We start from the raw sequence: 19,431 nt of genomic DNA, 5'->3' as shown, positions 1-19,431 counted from the left end.
ATTATGTGTGGTATTGCAGGGTTTATAAGTGAACGAAATTTAGATTTTAAAAATATTTTAGATACTATGATTTTAAAAATGAATCATAGAGGTCCTGATAGTAGCGGTACGTGGTATCATGAAAATTTAAAAATAGGTTTAGGACATGCTCGCTTGTCAATTGTTGATTTGTCTCAAACTGGGCATCAGCCTATGGTTTCTTTTTCGAAACGTTATCAAATTGTATTTAATGGAGAAATATACAATCATTTAGAGTTGCGAAATCAATTAGATAGAGAGCAAAAAATATTTTGGAAAGGAACTTCAGATACCGAAACACTATTAGCTGCTATTGAAATTTGGGGTTTGCAAGAAACGCTTGCCAAATGTATCGGTATGTTTGCCATTGCTTTATTTGACTCAGAAAATGAAACCCTAACCTTAATTAGAGATAGAATGGGGGAAAAACCATTATATTATGGATGGGTTAATGAAAACTTTGTTTTTGCTTCTGAAATTAAATCATTGCAAAGTTTTCCTTTATTTTCAAATAAAATAAATAGAAATGCTTTGGCTTTGTATATGCAACATGCAGCCATACCAGAACCATATTCTATTTATGAAAGTATTTTCAAATTAGAAGTGGGGAGTTTATTAACTTTTGATTTGAAAAATAAATCCATTGAAAAAAATAAATATTGGTCTACTATTGCATTAGCGAATACGAAACAGGAATCACTTCATGTTGAAACACCAAATCAAGCTGTAAGCCAATTAGAAGATTTGCTTTTTAATGCAGTTGGACAACAAATGCAAGCCGATGTTCCATTAGGTGCTTTTTTATCAGGAGGAGTAGATTCTAGTACCATTGTTGCCATAATGCAAGCGCAATCTAAAACTAAAATTAATACTTTTTCTATTGGATTTGATCAAAAAGAATATAATGAGGCAATCCATGCAAAAAAAGTGGCATCACATATTGGTACCAATCATCATGAAGCATATATTTCATCTAAAGAACTCTTAGATATTGTACCGCAAATACCTAAAATTTATTCTGAACCCTTTTCAGAGTCTTCTCAAATTCCAACTTTTTTGGTTTCAAAAATTGCTAAGAAAAAAGTTACTGTTAGCTTATCTGGTGATGCTGGAGACGAACTTTTTTGCGGATATTCTCGTTATAAATTGGCCTGCCAATCTTGGAATAGAATTTCTAAAATTCCTTCTTTTGTAAGAGGAAGTATTGGAAATGGAATTCAAACTTTGCCTTATCCGATATTGAAAACGTTGGTAGCTCCTATCAAAGGTAAAAAAAATGAAAAAGGAATTCCAATTAATGTGGTGGATAAATTATTAAAAGCTTCAGAATTATTGAAGTTTAAAAACCGCCAAGAATTCTATGCTAAAGGCTTTATGACTCATAATTTACAGGCAAATGATTGGGTTTTAGAGAGCGAAAAGGTAGCTACATATTTTGAATCTAACCCTTTGCATATTACAAATTATTATGCTGAAATGATGGCTACAGATTTAATCACATATTTGCCTAATAATAATTTAGCTAAAGTAGATAGGGCCGCCATGGCTAATTCTTTAGAAACTAGAGTGCCTTTGTTAGATCATAGGGTTGTTGATTTTGCTTTGTCTTTACCTGTAGAATATAAGTTAAGGAATGGAGTAGACAAATGGGTTTTAAGAGAAGTACTGTATAAATATGTGCCCAAAAATCTTATTGAGAGACCTAAAATGGGGTTTGGTGTTCCTTTGGCAATTTGGCTAAGAGGCCCTTTGAAAGAATGGTGTGAAAACTTAATAGACGAGAAAAGATTAATTGAGGAAGGTTTTTTCAATGCAAAAATAGTGCGCACTAGATGGAAAGAGCATTTGTCTGGTATAAGAAACTGGGAAAATCAACTATGGGACGTGGTCGTTTTTCAAGCTTGGTTGGACGAACATAAAAATGGATAAAATGAAGATACTTCGAGTAATAAATTCACTAAATATAGGCGGTGCAGAAAGATCTATTGTTGTAAATGTTCCTAAACATATTCAAAGAGGTTTTGAAATGGACGTTTTATTGTTAGATGGAAACCCTACTTTTTTTAGACAAGAATTACTTGATAATAGCGTATCCGTTTCTTGGTTAGGATTGCAAAATAACATTTATAATCCTTTTTATATTTTTAAAATTGCAAAACTATTTAAAAAATATGATGTTGTTCATGCGCATTTATTTCCTACATTGTATTGGGTGGCTTTAGCTAAAATACTTACAAAATCAAAAATAAAATTAGTATATACAGAACATAGTACCTATAATAAAAGGAGAGATTATACCATCTTTAATTGGCTAGACCGATTCCTATATAAACAGTATAATGCTATTATAGCTATTTCTCCTGAAGCAAATGTAGCGCTTTCTCAACACCTTAAAAGAAATGACATTATTACTATTTTTAATGGTGTTGATTTATCACAAGTAAGAATTGAAGCCAAAAAAGATTGTAATGAATTATCAGAAAAATATAAAGACAAAAAACTTTTAGTACAAGTAGCTGGTTTTCGATCTTCCAAAGATCAAGATACAGTAATTAAATGTTTAACATTGTTACCCAATGAATATATAGCAGTATTTGTTGGCGATGGTGAAAGAATGACTACTTGTAAAAAAATGGTTGATGATTTAGGTTTAAAGGAAAGAGTTGTATTTTTAGGATTACAAAAAAATGTAGGTGCTATTTTGAATTTAGCACATATTGTTATAATGTCTAGTCATTGGGAAGGTTTTGGGAGAGCCGCTATTGAAGGAATGGCTCTTGGGAAACCAGTTATTGCAACAAATGTTTCAGGATTAGCAGATATTGTTAGAGATGCAGGTTTATTATTTGATACATCAGATACTCAAACATTAAAAGAGCTTATTTTGAAATTAGAAGCATTAGATTTTTATTCTGAAATTTCAAAAAAATGTGCAGAAAGAGCTACAGAATATGATATTGATAAAATGATTTCTGCCTATGAATTAATTTATAATAAAATAAATGAGTAAAAAGAAGTTAATTCGTATTACTACGGTTCCTATTTCATTAGATAAGTTGCTATCTGGTCAGCTTAATTATATGACTATGTTTTATGAAGTTATTGCTGTTTCATCAGAAAAAAAATATCTAGAGCAAGTAGGAGAAAATGAAAAAGTTTCTGTTTTTCATTTAGAAATGACTCGAAAGATTACTCCTCTAAAAGATTTTTTTGCTATTTTAAAATTATATTTTTTTTTAAGGAAAGAACAACCACAAATAATTCATTCTCATACACCTAAAGCTGGATTGGTTGCTATGGTGGCAGCTAAATTAGCTAGAGTGCCTATCCGTTTACATACAGTAGCAGGTTTGCCTTTAATGGAAGCCAAAGGAATGAAAAGAAAAATTTTAGTTTGGGTTGAGAAGATGATTTATTTTTGTGCAACTAGGGTTTATCCGAATTCTGAAGGATTGCATGATTTTATTTTAAATGAAGGATTTTGTTCCAAAGAAAAAATTAAAGTTATAGGTAAAGGAAGTTCAAATGGAATTAATACCCGTCACTTTTGTCTAGAAAAAATAGATATTTTACATCAGCAAGTTTTAAAGGATAAATTAAAAATTGGTTCTGAAGATTTTGTATTCATTTTTGTTGGTAGGTTAGTCACGGATAAAGGAATTAATGAATTAATTCAAGCATTTAAAAAAATACATACTTTTTTTCAAAATGCGAAATTACTGTTAGTTGGGCCTTATGAAACTGAATTAGATCCTTTACAAAAAGAAACAGTTTTAGAAATTGAAAACAATACGGCTATTATTCATGTAGGATATCAACCAGATGTACGACCTTATTTTGCGATTTCAAATGTATTGGTTTTTCCAAGTTATAGAGAAGGATTTCCTAATGTGGTAATGCAAGCAGGTGCAATGGAGTTACCTTGCATTGTAACGGATATAAATGGTTGTAATGAAATTATCATGTCTGATTATAATGGTTTGATTATACCTGTAAAAAATGCGAATGCTATTTTTGAAGGAATGAAACTGTTTTTGGAAGATACTTTGTATTATCAAAAGTTAAAGCTTCATGCTAGAAAGAAAATTGTTGAAAATTATGAGCAAGAAACAGTTTGGAAAGCTGTTTTAGATGAATATAAGAAACAAGAAAACAATGTATAAAAGTTTTTTCAAAAGGATATTCGATTTCAGCTTTTCTTTGTTAGGATTTCTGCTGTTACTTCCTGTATTCTTTTTAGTTACGTTAGGTTTGTGTTTTGTGAATCACGGCAAGCCATTCTTCTTTCAAATGCGTCCAGGAAAAAATGAAAGAATATTTAAGATTATTAAATTCAAAACAATGAATGATAGAAAGGATGCCAACGGGAATTTATTAGCTGATGAAGAAAGATTGACTAAAATTGGCGCATTCGTTAGAAAAACTTCATTAGATGAAATACCTCAGTTACTTAATGTGATTAAAGGAGATATGAGTTTAATTGGCCCTAGACCATTACTAGTTCAATATTTACCGTTGTATAATGATTTTCAAAGGCAAAGACATTTAATACGACCTGGTATTACGGGTTGGGCACAAATTAATGGTAGAAATGCTATTAGCTGGAATCAAAAATTTGAATATGATGTGTGGTATGTTAAAAATTATAGTTTTTTACTCGATTTAAAAATAGTATTTTTAACAATAAAAAAGGTTTTTGTACGAGAGGGAATCTCTCAAGAAGGAACGGCTACAATGGAAGTTTTTAAAGGTAATTTATAGATAATGGAATCACATAATTATATTTTTGGAGCAAGTGGACATGCTAAAGTAGTATTAGATATATTGTTGTCAAATGATATTTTAGTTGCTTCTATAATAGATGATAATCCAAAGGTTGATTTTCTGTTATCAGTACCAGTTGTTAAAACAAGTGCTTTTGAATTTAATGCGTCTAGTAAATTTATTATCGCTATAGGTGATAATTGGGTTAGAAAAGAAATAGTAGAGAGACATCTTTTTAATTACCTCACTGCAATTCATCAAAAAGCAGTAATTTCTTCATTCGCTGCAATAGGTGAGGGTAGTGTAGTGATGCCACAAGTAGTTGTTAATGCTGACGTGACTATTGGGAAACATTGTATTCTAAATTCAGGTAGTATTATTGAACACGATTGTGTATTGTCTGATTATGTTCATATTTCACCTAATGCTTCTTTGGCAGGGAATGTATCTGTAGGTGAGGGGACTCAAATAGGTATAGGTGCATCTGTCATCCAAGGAATAACCATTGGGAAATGGGTAACCATTGGAGCTGGTGCAGTAATTATTGAGGATGTTCCCGATTTTGCTGTAGTTGTGGGTAATCCAGGAAGAGTAATTAAAATGAATTTAAAATGACAGCCAAACGGTTCTTTGATGTTGTTTTTTCTTTTATAGCATTAGTGCTGTTTTTCTGGATTCTTTTAATTGGAATTGGAATTGCATCCATTGATACCCAATCTTTTGGATTGTTTTTGCAAAAAAGAATAGGCCAATATGGAAAACCTTTTTTGATTTACAAGATAAAATCAGTTCATGATAGAACTAAAAGAATTTCTTCTTATGGATATTTTTTAAGAAAATCAAAACTAGATGAGTTACCACAATTAGTTAATATTCTTTTAGGAAAGATGAGTTTTGTGGGACCAAGACCCGATATACCTGGATATTATGATCAATTAGAAGGGGAAGCAAAAAAAATTTTAGAATTAAAACCAGGTTTAACGTCGGAAGCTTCAATAAAATATGCTAATGAAGAAGCTATTTTAAGTGAACAAGAAAATCCACTTTGGTATAATGATACAGTTTTGTTTCCCGATAAGGTAAAAATGAACTTAGAATACTATTATAAGCGAAGTATTTTAGTAGATTTGCAAATAATTTTTAAAACCGTTTTTAAAGGATGAATCCAGAAAAAATTTGGTTGTCTTCTCCACATATGGGTGGCAATGAGCAACAGTATATTGACCAGGCATTTAAAGAAAATTGGATTGCACCTTTAGGACCTAACGTAATCGGTTTTGAAGAAGATTTACAAAATTATTTAGGTAATAATTCCCATGTTTCTGCATTAAGCTCGGGTACTGCAGCTTTACATTTAGCATTAATTCAATTAGGTGTTGTTGCAGGTGATGAGGTCATTTGTCAAACATTTACTTTTTCTGCTTCAGCTAATCCTATCGTTTATCTAGGTGCCACACCTGTTTTTGTAGATAGTGAAGAGGATACTTGGAATATTTGTCCCAAAACTTTAGAAGAAGCAATTTTGGATCGTATTGAAAACGGTAAGAAACCAAAAGCAATAATTGCTGTTCATTTATATGGAATGCCCTTTAAAGTAGATGAAATTATTGCAATCGCTAAAAAATATGATATTCCTGTTTTAGAAGATAGTGCTGAAGCCTTAGGCAGTACGTATAAAAAACAAAACTGTGGTACTTTTGGAACTATTTCCGTTTTATCCTTTAATGGAAATAAAATTATTACGACTTCTGGTGGCGGTGCTTTGGTTACCAAAGATGAAAAAGTAAAGCAAAATACTGTTTTTTTAGCCACTCAGGCAAGAGATCAAGCACCACATTATCAGCATTCTCAAATTGGTTACAATTATAGAATGAGTAATATTTGTGCAGGTATCGGTAGAGGACAAATGGAAGTTTTAGACGCACACATTGCAAAAAGAAGGGAAATGCATCACTTTTACGAATTGCTTTTCGAATCCATTCCTGATGTAACTCTTTTTAAGGAACCCAATACTGATTTTTTTTCCAATCATTGGTTAAGCGCTATTTTATTAACCAATTTTACCCAAAGAGAAGCTTTACGCTTGGCATTTGAAAAAGAAAATATAGAAACCAGACCTTTATGGAAACCAATGCATTTACAGCCAGTATTTCAGAAAAGTCTCTATTATGGAAATACTATTGCCGAAAGTTTATTTGAAAGAGGTCTTTGCCTTCCTTCAGGATCTAATTTGTCAGCATTAGATAAAGAAAGAATAACAGCTGTTGTAAGGGATTTTTTTTAGTATTTTTGCAATAATTTAAGAGGAGCAAATGATAAAGTTGAATGAGCGGTTGTTTTCTATTGGTTATCTACCAAGGTGGATTATTTTTTGTATCGATATAGTTATTCTATCATTTGCAAATTTACTTACACATCTTATAGTAATTAGTTTAACATTAGGTTTTTATAAAACAATAACATTAGTTGAACAATACCTTTTAATATTACTAATTAATATTCTTTTTTTTAGAGTTTTTAGGACCTTTTCAGGGATTATTCGGCATTCTACTTTTATTGACGCTGTAAAAATATTTTTTGCAAGTTTTTGCTCTTTTCTCGTTTTAAGTATTATTAATTATGGTTGTTATTTTATAGCACATAAAAAAATATTTCTTTTCCCAGCTTTAATTATAAGTTTTGTACTGTCTTTTACTTTTTTATTCTTTTTTAGAATTATTGTAAAATTTGTTTTTGAAATTACCACAACCGATTCAAAAAGCTTAATACGAACAGTAGTTTATGGTTCAGACGCGAATGCTATTGCTATTGCAAACGCAGTGAAATCTGAAATACCAGCCCGATTTAAAATTGTTGCTTTTTTAGATAAATCGAGATATAATAAATCAAAAAGTATTTTAGGATTACCCATTTTATATAAAAACAAAAAGGCTTCGGTTTTACTTCGATCTATGGGAGCAAAAACATTAATACTTGCTGAAAAATCATTAACTAAAGAGCAAAAGATTCAAATTGTTGATGATTGTTTGGAAAATAATATCAAAGTATTTGTAGTCCCTATTATTGCCGATTGGGAAAACGAGAGAGAGATATCTAAAAAGATTAAAAATTTTGAAATTCAGGATTTATTAGAACGAAAACCAATTATTTTAGATAATAAATTAATTTCAAAGCAAATTTCGAATAAAGTAGTTCTTATAACTGGAGCTGCAGGTTCAATTGGGAGTGAAATCGTTTGGCAGGTCTTAGAATTCAATCCTCAAAAAATTATCATCTTTGATCAGGCTGAGTCTCCCTTGCATAAATTAGCTATTGAAATTTCAAGATTTGAAAAGAATACCAAAATTGTTCCTATTATTGGAGATATACGAAATAAAGAAGTACTAAAGCGTGTGTTCGAGAAATATAAACCTTCAATGGTATATCATGCTGCAGCTTATAAACACGTTCCTTTAATGGAAGAAAATCCTTGTGAGGCTGTTTTTACAAATATTTTAGGAACCAAGAATTTAGCCGATTTATCGTTAGAAAATGGTGTTAAAAAATTTGTTATGGTTTCCACTGATAAGGCGGTTAATCCAAGCAATGTAATGGGAGCCAGTAAGAGAATTGCTGAAAAGTATGTGCAATCTTTATATTTTAAATACAAGAACGACGAGCATAAGATTACTAAATTTATTACCACCCGATTTGGTAATGTCCTCGGTTCTAATGGATCTGTTGTACCTCTTTTTTCCGAACAAATTCGTAAAGGAGGTCCCATCACAATTACACATCCTAAAATTATTCGTTATTTTATGACTATTCCTGAAGCTTGCCAACTCGTATTAGAAGCAGGTTCTATGGGTAAAGGCGGTGAAATTTTTATATTTGATATGGGTAAACCAGTCAAAATTATCGATTTGGCTAAGAAAATGATTAAATTGGCAGGTTATGAACCCTATAAAGATATTGATATTCAAATTGTAGGTTTGCGACCAGGAGAGAAATTGTATGAAGAATTGTTAAATGATGCTTCTAAAACCTTACCAACCCATCATGATAAAATTATGATTTGTCAAGAAATGGATGAAAATTATAACGATAATATTTTAAAAATTTCGCAATTAATTGATGTTGCCCAAAGAATATCTGATATGGAAATTGTTTGTGAAATGAAGAAAATAATACCCGAATTCAAAAGTATGAATTCAATTTATGAACAATTAGACAATTAAATTTATCTCATTTATATTTGCAAAAAGAAAATTAATGAAAAAAATAAAAATATTCTATTTTACAATTACCTTCTTTTGTTTGGTTTCATGTGCTTCTAAGAAAGATTTGATTTATTTACAAAATAATAAAGAAAATCAAAAAGCATCTAGTTATGAGCCTTATTTACAAAAAGATGACGTTCTTTTAATTTTGGTTACTTCAGAAAACCCTGAAATAGCGGCACCCTATAATTTAAAATCGGTTATAATCGATAATAATACTCCAGACGCTACCACTAATACTAAATTACAAACTTATATTATTGATTCTAATGGAAATATTGAGTTTCCTATTTTAGGAAGCATACATTTAGCTGGTTTAACAAAATCGGATGCTGTCGCTAAAGTAAAAGAAGCATTAAAAGACCATGTAACGGATGCTGTTGTGAATATTAGAATACTAAATTTTAAAATTTCTGTTCTTGGTGAGGTTACACATCCGGGAAGTTATACTATTAAAAGTGAGCGAATTACCTTGTTAGAAGCGCTCAGTCTTGCTGGAGATTTAACCATTTATGGAAAAAGAAATAATATTTTGTTAATTCGGGAACAAAATGGTAATAAAGTAATGGAGCGAATCGATATTACTAAAACCGATTTTATGGATTCACCCTATTATTATTTGTCTCAAAACGATGTTCTGTATGTAGAACCTAATAAAACAAGAATTAATTCTTCATCCATAGGTCCAAATATTACCGTAGGTATATCTGCTTTATCATTAATCGTAACAATTATCGCTTTAACCACTAGATAAGATGCAAAATTTACATTCGACAGAACATCAACATATACAAAGCAATTTTAATATTAAAGAAGAAGTTGTAAAATATTTAAAACATTGGAAATGGTTTGTTTTAGGAATATTTGTTGCTTTACTTGTTGCATTTCTTTATTTGAGATATACTGTCGCTAATTATAAAGCAGTTGCAACTATTTTAGTAAAAGATGATCGTAAAGGAACTATGGCTTCCGAATTATCAGCATTTTCTGATCTTGGCTTAATGACGAATGTGAAAAGTAATGTAGATAATGAAATTGAAGTTATAAAATCAAGGACCCTTATAGAATCTGCCATAAGAGAATTAGAGTTGAACGTTGCTTATTTTTCTCAAGGTAGAGTAAAATGGGAGGAATTATATAAAAAGTCTCCTATTAAATTAATTCTGTCAAGCTTTAGCGAAGAATATGCTTCTCAATCTCATTTTTATCGTATTGAAAAAGCGAACACTACCTCTTTTACCATATATGATAATGAGGAACAAAAAATTGGTGTTTTTAAATACGGAGAAAAGTTTAAAATAGGAACAGAAGTTTTTGTAGTACTCGTAAATAAACCCGAATTTATAAATTTAAATTATAATATTGGAGTGCAATATAAACCTATTTCTCAATTGGCAGAAAGTTTTAAGAGCAGATTAAACGTTGCTACCTTAAGTAAAAATACGAGTGTTATTGAATTAAGTATTGTTGATCCTGTTCCTGGAAAAGCAGAAGATTTTTTAAATACTGTTATCGCTAATTATAATAAAGATGCTATTCAAGATAAAAAATATATCTCAGAAAACACTTCAAAATTTATAGAGCAGCGATTAAGTATTATCTCGGAAGAATTGCAAGATGTTGAAAAAGATAAAGAAGTATTCAAGAAAAATAATGGGATTACTGATGTGGTTTCTGAAGCAGGCCTTTATTTAGAAAATGCAAGTGATTTTGAACGTATGCAGGTTGAAAATGCAACACAATTACGCGTTGTGGAAACGATGATGAATTATGTAAACTCATCCGATACTAATGAACTTATACCTGTGAATATTATAGGTCAAGATCAAGGGGCAAGCCAATTAATTTCAGAATACAATGAACTTGTGTTGCAAAAAAATAAGCTATTGAAAACGGCTGGATCCAAAAATACTTTGGTACAAAATTTAGATGCAAAAATTAATGCTTTAAAGGGAAGTGTGAGTTCTAGTTTAAGTCAATTAAAATCTTCTTTGCAAATTAGAAGAAATGATTTAAATAGACAAAATGCGATTATTAGTGGGAAAATTTCTCAAATTCCTACTCAAGAGAGAAATTCAAGAGATATCGATAGAAAACAAAATATTAAAGAATCTTTGTATTTGTATTTATTGCAAAAAAGAGAAGAAACAGCTATTTCGTTAGCTGTTACGGCTCCGAATGCAAAAGTTATAGATGCGGCTAAAGCTTCCAAAAGTCCTGTTTCTCCAAATCGTAGGATGATTTATTTAGCAGCTTTGCTTTTAGGAGGATTAATTCCGTTTGGGATTTTATATTTAATCGATTTATTTGATACCAAAATTAAATCCAGATACGATTTAGAGAAAAACACCACTATTCCATTTTTAGGTGAAATTCCAAAGTTAGAAAGCGGTCAGTTAATTATAGATAGCACCAGTAGAACTAGCACAGCTGAGGCTATTCGAATTATTAGAACTAATTTAGAATTTTTGTTAACCAATGTAAATGAAGAAGAGGCGAAAGTAGTGTTTTTAACTTCTACTTACCCTAAAGAAGGGAAAACCTTCATTTCTGTAAATTTAGCTTCCACTATTGCATTATCTGAAAAGAAAGTTTTAGTTGTGGGTCTCGATATTCGTAATCCAAAATTGGATGAATATTTAAAGTTAGAATCAAGAGGAGTAACGAATTATCTTTCTTCGAAAGAGGAGAAACCAATTCAAAATTATATTACAGCGGTAGAAGGTTTTAAAAATTTGAGTGTGTTGCCAGCGGGTATTATTCCTCCTAATCCAGCAGAATTATTAATGAGTAAAAAGGTAGGTGACTTATTTGCTGAGCTTAAAAAGGAATACGATTATATCATAGTAGATACAGCTCCAGTAAGTTTGGTTACAGATACCTTATTAATCGCTAAATATGCGGATGCTTTCATTTATGTTACACGAGCTAATTTCTTAGACAAAAGAATGTTAGAATTACCAGAACGATTATACAATGAGAAAAAACTTCCTAATATGTCAATTCTCATTAATGATACCGAAATCAATACGGGTTATGGCTACGGTTATGGTTACGGTTACGGACAAACGCAAGAGAAAAAGCCTTGGTATAGTTTTCTGCCTTTTTTAAAGAAATAAAATCAATTATTTAAAAAAAGAATTCTGTTCTATTGCTCTTTCTAGTTTATCGAGAGATTTAATGACTATTTTATCTTTAAAAGAATAAATGTGGTTTTTATGATGAATGTCAGAACCCACAAAATCGATGGAATTGCTTGCAAGTAATTTTTCGGCAACGGTACTCACTTCTTTTCCATAATAACCTACAGTCGAAAGTAAGTTCATTTGAAACAAGCAACCTGCTTTTTTTAGTTTGTCGTATTGATTTAGATTTGAATGATAAAAAGTATAACGTTCAGGATGTGCCAAAACAGGTTGATAACCTTTCAATTGTAATTCAAAAAGAATTTCAAAAAGCTGAATGGGAGCATTTAGATAAGACATTTCAACCAAGACATAATTGCCTTTTAATGTTAGTAAGTCTTCTGTTTGAAATCGTTTCATAAAGTTGTCGTCCATAAAATACTCCGAAGCACTATGCAATTCGAGACGATTACTTTCTATTGTTAATTCCTTTTCCACTTTAGCTTGTGCATTATGAATGGTAGTTTTAGTATTTTCCCAAACCGAACTCATCGTATGTGGAGTAGCAATTGCTTTTTTAAAGCCAAATTCAATCATTTGTTTCATTAAGTATTCAGAATCTTCAATGGTCTTGGCACCATCATCAATACCAGGTAAAATATGAGAGTGAATGTCTACATAATCTTCTGGTATAAATTCGTATAATTTGGGTTTTGATTTGAAAAAGGATAACATTTTTATTTTTTTACAAAAGTAATGTTATTCTTTAAATCACGAACTTTCTATTTGTGTTTAAGGAGTAAAATTGTTTGTTACCTATCTAAAATAGCTTATTTTTGACAGCTTATACAAAATAATTAAAGTCTTACAAAGATTTTAAAGAACTTTTATTTAAATTTAAAGATGAACAAAGTATTTATAATTGCTGAAATAGCTCAAGCACATGATGGAAGTTTAGGTATTGCACATAGCTATATAGATGCTTTAGCAAAAACAGGAGTTGATGCTATTAAATTTCAAACGCATATTGCAGAAGCCGAAAGTAGTATGTTTGAACCATTTAGAGTTAACTTTAGCTATGAAGATAAAAGTAGATATGAATATTGGAGTCGTATGGAATTTACTTTGGAACAATGGAAAGGACTAAAACAGCATTGTGATGAAGTCGGTTTAGAGTTTATATCCTCTCCATTTAGTTGTGCAGCTGTTGATTTGTTAGAAGAGGTTGGTGTTAAAAGATATAAAATTGGTTCGGGAGAATTAAATAATTATTTAATGTTGCAGAAAATTGCTCAAACAGGTAAGCCAATAATTTTATCTTCTGGAATGAGTGATTATGAAGAATTAAAACAAACCATCCAATTTCTAAAGCCATTTAAAAATGAATTAAGTTTACTACAATGCACAACAGCATATCCAACAAAAGCAGAAGAATGGGGTCTAAATGAAATTCATAAATTAAAAGAAAAATTTAATATTCCTATTGGGTTTTCAGATCACTCTGCTAGTATAGTAGCTCCATTAGCAGCCACCGCTTTGGGTGCTTCCATCTTAGAGTTTCATGTGGTTTTTCATAAAGATTTATTTGGACCTGATGCAAAAGCTTCAGTTACAATAGAAGAAACAAAAGAACTTGTAAAAGGAGTGAGATCTATTGAAACTTCTCTAAATTCAGACTTTTCGAAAGTAGAAACGAGTAAGTTTGATGATTTGAAAGTTATGTTTGGAAAATCATTAAGTATTAATAAAGATTTAAAAAAAGGAAGCATACTTACTTTGTCTGATTTAGAATCTAAAAAACCAGGTGATAAAGGTATAAGTGCCAAGGATTTTCAAAGTGTTATTGGTAAAAAGTTGCTAGTAGATTTAAAGCAATGGGATTTTTTAAATAAAGAAAATATCGCTTAATATGTCGAAAAGAAAGATATGTGTGGTAGTAACAGCCAGACCAAGTTATAGTAGGATTAAAACAGCTTTGCAAGCTATAAAAGAACATCCAAAATTAGAATTACAATTGGTTGTAGCAGCTTCAGCCTTATTAGATAGATATGGAAGTGCTGTTAATTATATTGTAAATGATGGATTTGAAATTAGTGCAAAAGTATTTAATGTTCTTGAAGGAGAAAATTTAACAGCTGCTGCAAAGACAACTGGAATAGGAATTCTTGAACTTTCTACAGTGTTTGATAATTTGAAGCCTGATATGGTGGTAACGATTGCCGATCGATTTGAAACGATGGCAACTGCTATTGCAGCTTCTTATATGAATATTCCTTTAGTGCATATCCAAGGAGGTGAAGTAACTGGTAATATTGATGAAAAAGTAAGACATGCTATAACAAAATTAGCAGATTATCATTTCGTTGCTTCTGAAGGTGCCAAACAAAGAGTTTTGAAACTAGGGGAAGAATCGCAATCTGTATTTAATACAGGTTGTCCTTCCATAGACTTAGCTAAAAATGTTTTAGAAAATCCAGAATTAAATTTTGACCCCTACCAAAAGTATGGAGGAGTAGGATCTAGCCCAGATTTATCTAACGGTTATATAGTAGTTATGCAGCATCCGGTAACTACAGAATATGCGGATAGTAGAAAGCATATAAATGAAACATTACAAGCAATAAATACTATTTCGATACCTGTTTTATGGTTTTGGCCTAATGTTGATGCTGGTGCAGATGGAACTTCTACAGGAATAAGATCTTTTAGAGAAAAATTTAAACCCAATCATATTCATTTTTTTAAGAATATGGAAGGAGAGGATTTTTTAAGATTACTTGTAAATTCGAAATGTTTAATTGGTAATTCTAGTGTTGGAATAAGAGAATGTGCTTATTTAGGCGTTCCAGTGGTTAATATTGGTACTAGACAAAACAAAAGAGAAAGAGGAAACAATATACTTGATGTGGATTATGATAGTAGAGCAATAGAAAACGCAATTCTACATTGGATAAATAATCCAAAACCAAGTTTATCAACAGTTTACGGTGGTGGTGATGCTGGTGTTCAAATTGCAAATTTATTAGCTGAAAGCCCACTTAGATTCCATAAAACCATAACTTATTAATGAGAATATTAGGAATTATACCAGCTAGAGGAGGAAGTAAAGGCGTTCCCAAAAAAAACAGTAAGTTATTGCATAATAAACCACTTATTCAATACACCTATGAATCTGCTTTAAACTCGACCTTGTTATCCAAAACTATTGTATCTACAGATGATGAGTCTATCATTAGCATTGCTAATTCAATAGGGTTAGAAGTACCTTTTGTGCGACCTAAAGAACTAGCATCAGATGAAGCATCTTCTATCGATGTAGTGTTACATGCAGTTGATTTTTTTGAAAAACAAAATGTTTTTTTCGACGCTATTTGTCTTTTACAACCTACATCTCCTTTTAGAGAAGATCAATTTATTGATAAGTGTATCCAAGAATTCATAAATAAAAAATCGGATTGTTTAATAAGTGTTCAGCAAGTTCCTCATGAATATAATCCTCATTGGACTTTTTTAGAAGACAAAAATGCAACGTTAAAGATTGCAACAGGTGAGAAGGAAATTATTAAAAGAAGACAAGATTTACCTAAAGCTTATTTTAGAGATGGAAGTGTTTATATAACTAAAATAAATGTCATTAAGGAGAAAAAATCCTTTTACGGAGATTCTATAAGCTATGTTGAAAGTAATCCTGACTATTTTTGCAATATTGATACTTTAAAAGATTGGGAAATAGCAGAAAATAAAATTTCTCAATTAAGAATACAATAGTAGTATGTGCGGAATTGCTGGTATAATAGGTTCAAATTCAAATGGAATTCAACAGATAGAAAGTATGTTGAAATCACAATCCCATCGTGGTCCAGATGCTACACATATATGGAATGATGCGAACGTTTATTTGGGTCATAATAGATTATCTATTATAGATTTAAGTAGTGAGGCAGATCAGCCAATGGTTTCTTCAAATGGCAGATATATAATCGTCTTTAATGGTGAGATTTATAATTATTTAGAATTAAAACAACAACTTCTGAGTTATACATTTAAAACTTCTTCAGATACGGAAGTTTTATTAGCTCTTTTTCAGCAAAAAGGAAAAGATATGTTGCATGATTTGAACGGAATGTTTGCATTTGTTATTTATGATAAATTGAAGGGTGAAATTTTTGCAGCTAGAGATCGGTTTGGAGTAAAACCTTTTTATTATTCATTTATTGGAGAAAATTTAATTTTTGCTAGTGAAATAAAAACACTATTTACAGCTGGTGTCGAAAAGATGAGGAATAAAAAAGTATGGGCAAATTATTTAAGTTTTGGGACGTATGGCTTACCCAATGAGACTTTTTGGGAAAAAGTAAATCAGTTACCAGGAGGTCATTATTTTGAATATTGCCTTAGAGATGAAAAAATTCAACCTGTAAGATGGTATGATTTTGTTGGGAATGTTTTAAAAATGCCACAACTTGGTGAGGAAGATTTGAAAAGAAACTACTTGCAATTATTACAAGATAGTATACGTTTGCGTTTTAGAGCTGATGTAGCTGTTGGATTTAATATTAGTGGTGGTTTAGACTCTTCTGTGCTTTTAGCTTTAGTAAATAATGAATTTCCAAATAATAACGCTATAGAAGCCTTTACTTTTTATACAAATGATTACCGTTATGATGAATTGCATTGGGTAGAATTAATGTTAGAAAAAACAAAGAAACCCTTAAATAAATGTTTGTTGAAAGTTGATGATGTACCTCAATTAATAAAAAAGATAGCAACCATTCAAGATGAACCTTTTGGAGGTTTTCCAACATTAGCCTATAGTCAAATTTTTGCTACTGCACGAAAGAGAAAAATTGTAGTGCTTTTGGACGGTCAAGGAATGGATGAAGCATGGGCTGGATATGACTATTATCAAACTAAAACGGGTTTTACTATTCAAGGTACAAAAACAACACCAGTACGACCCGAAGTCTTAACTGAAGAATACCGAGCATACGCATCCAAAGAAGTGTATGAAACTCCATTTGATAATGATTTACAAAATCTTCAATATAGAGATTTATTTTATACGAAAATTCCACGAGCCTTACGATTTAATGATAGAATCAGTATGATGCATGGTACAGAATTAAGAGAACCTTTTCTAGATTACCGATTAGTAGAATTAGCTTTCTCACAAAACGAAACAGTTAAAATAAAAAACGGACAAGGTAAATGGCTTTTAAGAGAGCTTATGAAAGATTTACTTGGTAGTGAAGTTGCTCTTGCACCTAAAAGACCATTGCAAACTCCTCAACGAGAATGGATGGCATCTGATTTATTGGAATATATTACAAGTAAAATTGAAAATTTTTCAAATTCAGATTTGGTTAAAAAAGACAAAGTACTCTCTCTATGGGATGAATATCAAAATGGAAATCAAGAAAATAGTTTTTATATTTGGCAATGGATTAACTTGAATGAAATGCTGTATGAAAATTAAAAAAGCACTAGACTATAAATTAAGAATAGTATCCTTTTATTTCAAGTATATAAAATTTGGTATCTTTTTTATAATTTTTCTTTCGTTTTTAACTGGAATTCTTGAAAGTATTGGAGTAAGTATGATTTTTCCCATACTTCAAGCCGTTTTGGATACAAATAATTCCGTAAAAGAATTAAACTTTCCCATTGTTAGTGATGTACTTTCTTTCTTTAATGTTGAATATTCCATTAGAAATCTAACATTAATTTTTGTTTCATTATTTATTATTAAAGCATTTTTTAAATTTTTTACAGGATACATAAAGCTCCATTATTCTAGTAAATTTTTACTTGATATTAGAAAAAAGTTAATTAAAAAACTATCGGGACTTGATTATGCAAATTATACAAAGAGAGAAACGGGAAAATTGTCTAGCACTTTTACTTTAGAAGTTGAAAACTTAGTTTCTGGGTTTATTTATTTTTCAAACTATTTGGTAACTATCTTTACAGGTCTTTCCTTTATTTTTATTATCCTTTTTATTGAATATCGTTTTGCAATAAGTATACTTTTCTTTGGAACACTTTATTATTTGGGCTTTAAAAAATTAAATATAAAAATAAAAGATATTTCTAAAGAAATCACCTATCATAACGCGAAATTCAATAGTTTATTAATTCAATTTATCCAATCCTTTAAATATTTAAAATCGACTAATAATTTTTCAAATTTATCCACTTTTTTAAGCGATACAGTATTAAAAATTAGAAGTTTGAAAATTCAAAAAGATATTCGAACTAATTTTGTTTCAGCAATACAAGAACCCGCAGTGCTTGTTTTGGTTCTTTTTATAGTTTTTATTTCTGTAAATTATATTAAAATTGAAACTTCTATTGTTTTAATGCTATTGGTTTTGTTTTATAGATCAACCAATTATTTTTTAACATCTCAATCTACATGGAATAATTTTTTGAGTCAAATAGGTAGTACAAATTCTGTGATTGATCTAGAAAATAGTTTAATCGAGAATCAAGAAATAAATAAGGGTGTTTTAGAACCTCATTTCCTTAATCAAATTACAGTTAAAAATGTAAGTTTTAAATATACTCAAGAAGAGTATACACTTCAAGCTATTAATTTTACTGTTCCAATAAACAAAACAATAGCTTTTGTGGGCAAAAGTGGAAGCGGAAAAAGTACTCTAGTCAATATTTTAACTGGACTTTTAAAGCCTGATGAAGGAGATGTATTTCTGGACGCAGTTGAACTTAATTCAATTGATGTAAACCAATGGAGAAATACGATTGGATATATCACACAAGAATCTGTAATTTTTAATGATACAATTTTAAATAATATTACTTCTTGGGATTATAATCCTAAGCAAGATAAAACAAGATTGTGGGAAGTGATAAAGAGGAGTCATTTAGATGAAATCATTACGAATGAAAATGATTTGTTAAGGGAAGTAGGAGATAGAGGGATTTCTTTATCTGGAGGTCAAAAACAAAGAATTGCTATTGCAAGAGAACTTTATAGGAATCCCAAAATTTTAATTTTAGACGAAGCAACTAGTGCCTTAGATTCTGAGACTGAAAATAATATTATTGAAAGTTTGGAACAATTAAACGGTAAAATTACTATAATTGTAATCGCACATAGGTTGTCAACAATAAAGAAAGCAGATAAAATTTATGTTTTAGAAAAGGGTAAGATAATTGAAAACGGAACCTACAATGAATTATTAAATAGAAATAATTCAAGAATGGCTGAATTTATAAAAATGCAAGAATTAAAATAATACGAA

16 protein-coding genes are annotated in these 19,431 nt (G+C 30.3%); 15 read left to right on the top strand and 1 reads right to left on the bottom strand.

From position 1 onward, the window contains the following. Positions 1 to 3 precede the first annotated feature (3 nt). The 10 genes from asnB (NHF47_RS15455) to NHF47_RS15410 are packed head-to-tail and all read left to right on the top strand — an operon-like array spanning position 4 to position 12,160. Entirely contained in the window at positions 4 to 1,947 is a 1,944-nt protein-coding gene (gene asnB / locus NHF47_RS15455; RefSeq protein WP_256477044.1) for an asparagine synthase (glutamine-hydrolyzing), read from the top strand. A gap of 1 nt (position 1,948) precedes the next feature. Then, entirely contained in the window at positions 1,949 to 3,028 is a 1,080-nt protein-coding gene (locus NHF47_RS15450) for a glycosyltransferase (protein ID WP_252765785.1), read from the top strand. Further along, positions 3,021 to 4,181, top strand: coding sequence for a glycosyltransferase family 4 protein (locus NHF47_RS15445; protein ID WP_252765784.1), 1,161 nt, complete (start codon positions 3,021 to 3,023; stop codon positions 4,179 to 4,181). The genes NHF47_RS15450 and NHF47_RS15445 overlap by 8 nt, the downstream gene beginning before the upstream one ends. After that, the gene (locus tag NHF47_RS15440; protein WP_252765783.1) at positions 4,174 to 4,779 is read left to right on the top strand and encodes a sugar transferase; all 606 of its coding nucleotides are present in this window, start codon (positions 4,174 to 4,176) and stop codon (positions 4,777 to 4,779) included. The genes NHF47_RS15445 and NHF47_RS15440 overlap by 8 nt, the downstream gene beginning before the upstream one ends. A gap of 3 nt (positions 4,780 to 4,782) precedes the next feature. Beyond that, the gene (locus NHF47_RS15435) at positions 4,783 to 5,397 is read left to right on the top strand and encodes an acetyltransferase (RefSeq protein WP_252765782.1); all 615 of its coding nucleotides are present in this window, start codon (positions 4,783 to 4,785) and stop codon (positions 5,395 to 5,397) included. After that, positions 5,394 to 5,945, top strand: coding sequence for a sugar transferase (locus NHF47_RS15430; RefSeq protein ID WP_252765781.1), 552 nt, complete (start codon positions 5,394 to 5,396; stop codon positions 5,943 to 5,945). The genes NHF47_RS15435 and NHF47_RS15430 overlap by 4 nt, the downstream gene beginning before the upstream one ends. Beyond that, the gene (locus NHF47_RS15425; protein ID WP_252765780.1) at positions 5,942 to 7,066 is read left to right on the top strand and encodes a DegT/DnrJ/EryC1/StrS aminotransferase family protein; all 1,125 of its coding nucleotides are present in this window, start codon (positions 5,942 to 5,944) and stop codon (positions 7,064 to 7,066) included. The genes NHF47_RS15430 and NHF47_RS15425 overlap by 4 nt, the downstream gene beginning before the upstream one ends. 28 nt (positions 7,067 to 7,094) lie before the next feature. Then, the gene (locus NHF47_RS15420; RefSeq protein ID WP_252765779.1) at positions 7,095 to 8,999 is read left to right on the top strand and encodes a nucleoside-diphosphate sugar epimerase/dehydratase; all 1,905 of its coding nucleotides are present in this window, start codon (positions 7,095 to 7,097) and stop codon (positions 8,997 to 8,999) included. Positions 9,000 to 9,033: 34 nt separating this feature from the next. Next, positions 9,034 to 9,795, top strand: a complete 762-nt coding sequence (locus tag NHF47_RS15415; RefSeq protein WP_252765778.1) for a polysaccharide biosynthesis/export family protein — start codon at positions 9,034 to 9,036, stop codon at positions 9,793 to 9,795. A 1-nt stretch (position 9,796) separates the two neighbouring features. Further along, positions 9,797 to 12,160, top strand: coding sequence for a tyrosine-protein kinase (locus NHF47_RS15410; RefSeq protein ID WP_252765777.1), 2,364 nt, complete (start codon positions 9,797 to 9,799; stop codon positions 12,158 to 12,160). A gap of 6 nt (positions 12,161 to 12,166) precedes the next feature. On the opposite strand, the gene NHF47_RS15405 is transcribed toward NHF47_RS15410, so the two are convergent. Next, positions 12,167 to 12,901: a tyrosine-protein phosphatase gene (locus NHF47_RS15405; protein ID WP_252765776.1), complete on the bottom strand. Its 735-nt coding sequence runs from the start codon at positions 12,899 to 12,901 to the stop codon at positions 12,167 to 12,169. A gap of 168 nt (positions 12,902 to 13,069) precedes the next feature. Here NHF47_RS15405 and NHF47_RS15400 point away from each other — a divergent pair, with 168 nt between their 5' ends. The 5 genes from NHF47_RS15400 to NHF47_RS15380 are packed head-to-tail and all read left to right on the top strand — an operon-like array spanning position 13,070 to position 19,425. After that, positions 13,070 to 14,074 (top strand): N-acetylneuraminate synthase family protein, encoded by a 1,005-nt coding sequence (locus NHF47_RS15400; protein ID WP_252765775.1) that lies wholly within the window; start codon positions 13,070 to 13,072, stop codon positions 14,072 to 14,074. 1 nt (position 14,075) lies between these two features. Beyond that, complete coding sequence (gene neuC, locus NHF47_RS15395; protein WP_252765774.1) at positions 14,076 to 15,233, top strand: UDP-N-acetylglucosamine 2-epimerase; 1,158 nt, start codon at positions 14,076 to 14,078, stop codon at positions 15,231 to 15,233. Then, positions 15,233 to 15,934 carry a cytidylyltransferase domain-containing protein gene (locus NHF47_RS15390; protein WP_252765773.1) on the top strand — a complete coding sequence of 234 codons (702 nt, stop codon included), beginning with the start codon at positions 15,233 to 15,235 and terminating at the stop codon, positions 15,932 to 15,934. The genes neuC and NHF47_RS15390 overlap by 1 nt, the downstream gene beginning before the upstream one ends. Positions 15,935 to 15,938: 4 nt before the next feature. Further along, complete coding sequence (gene asnB / locus NHF47_RS15385) at positions 15,939 to 17,642, top strand: asparagine synthase (glutamine-hydrolyzing) (protein ID WP_252765772.1); 1,704 nt, start codon at positions 15,939 to 15,941, stop codon at positions 17,640 to 17,642. Next, positions 17,632 to 19,425: an ABC transporter ATP-binding protein gene (locus NHF47_RS15380; RefSeq protein WP_252765771.1), complete on the top strand. Its 1,794-nt coding sequence runs from the start codon at positions 17,632 to 17,634 to the stop codon at positions 19,423 to 19,425. The genes asnB (NHF47_RS15385) and NHF47_RS15380 overlap by 11 nt, the downstream gene beginning before the upstream one ends. Positions 19,426 to 19,431: the final 6 nt, after the last annotated feature.

The organism is Flavobacterium sp. NRK F7 (genome assembly GCF_024054195.1).
GTDB lineage: Bacteria > Bacteroidota > Bacteroidia > Flavobacteriales > Flavobacteriaceae > Flavobacterium.
This window is presented reverse-complemented; position numbering and strand designations above follow the sequence as displayed.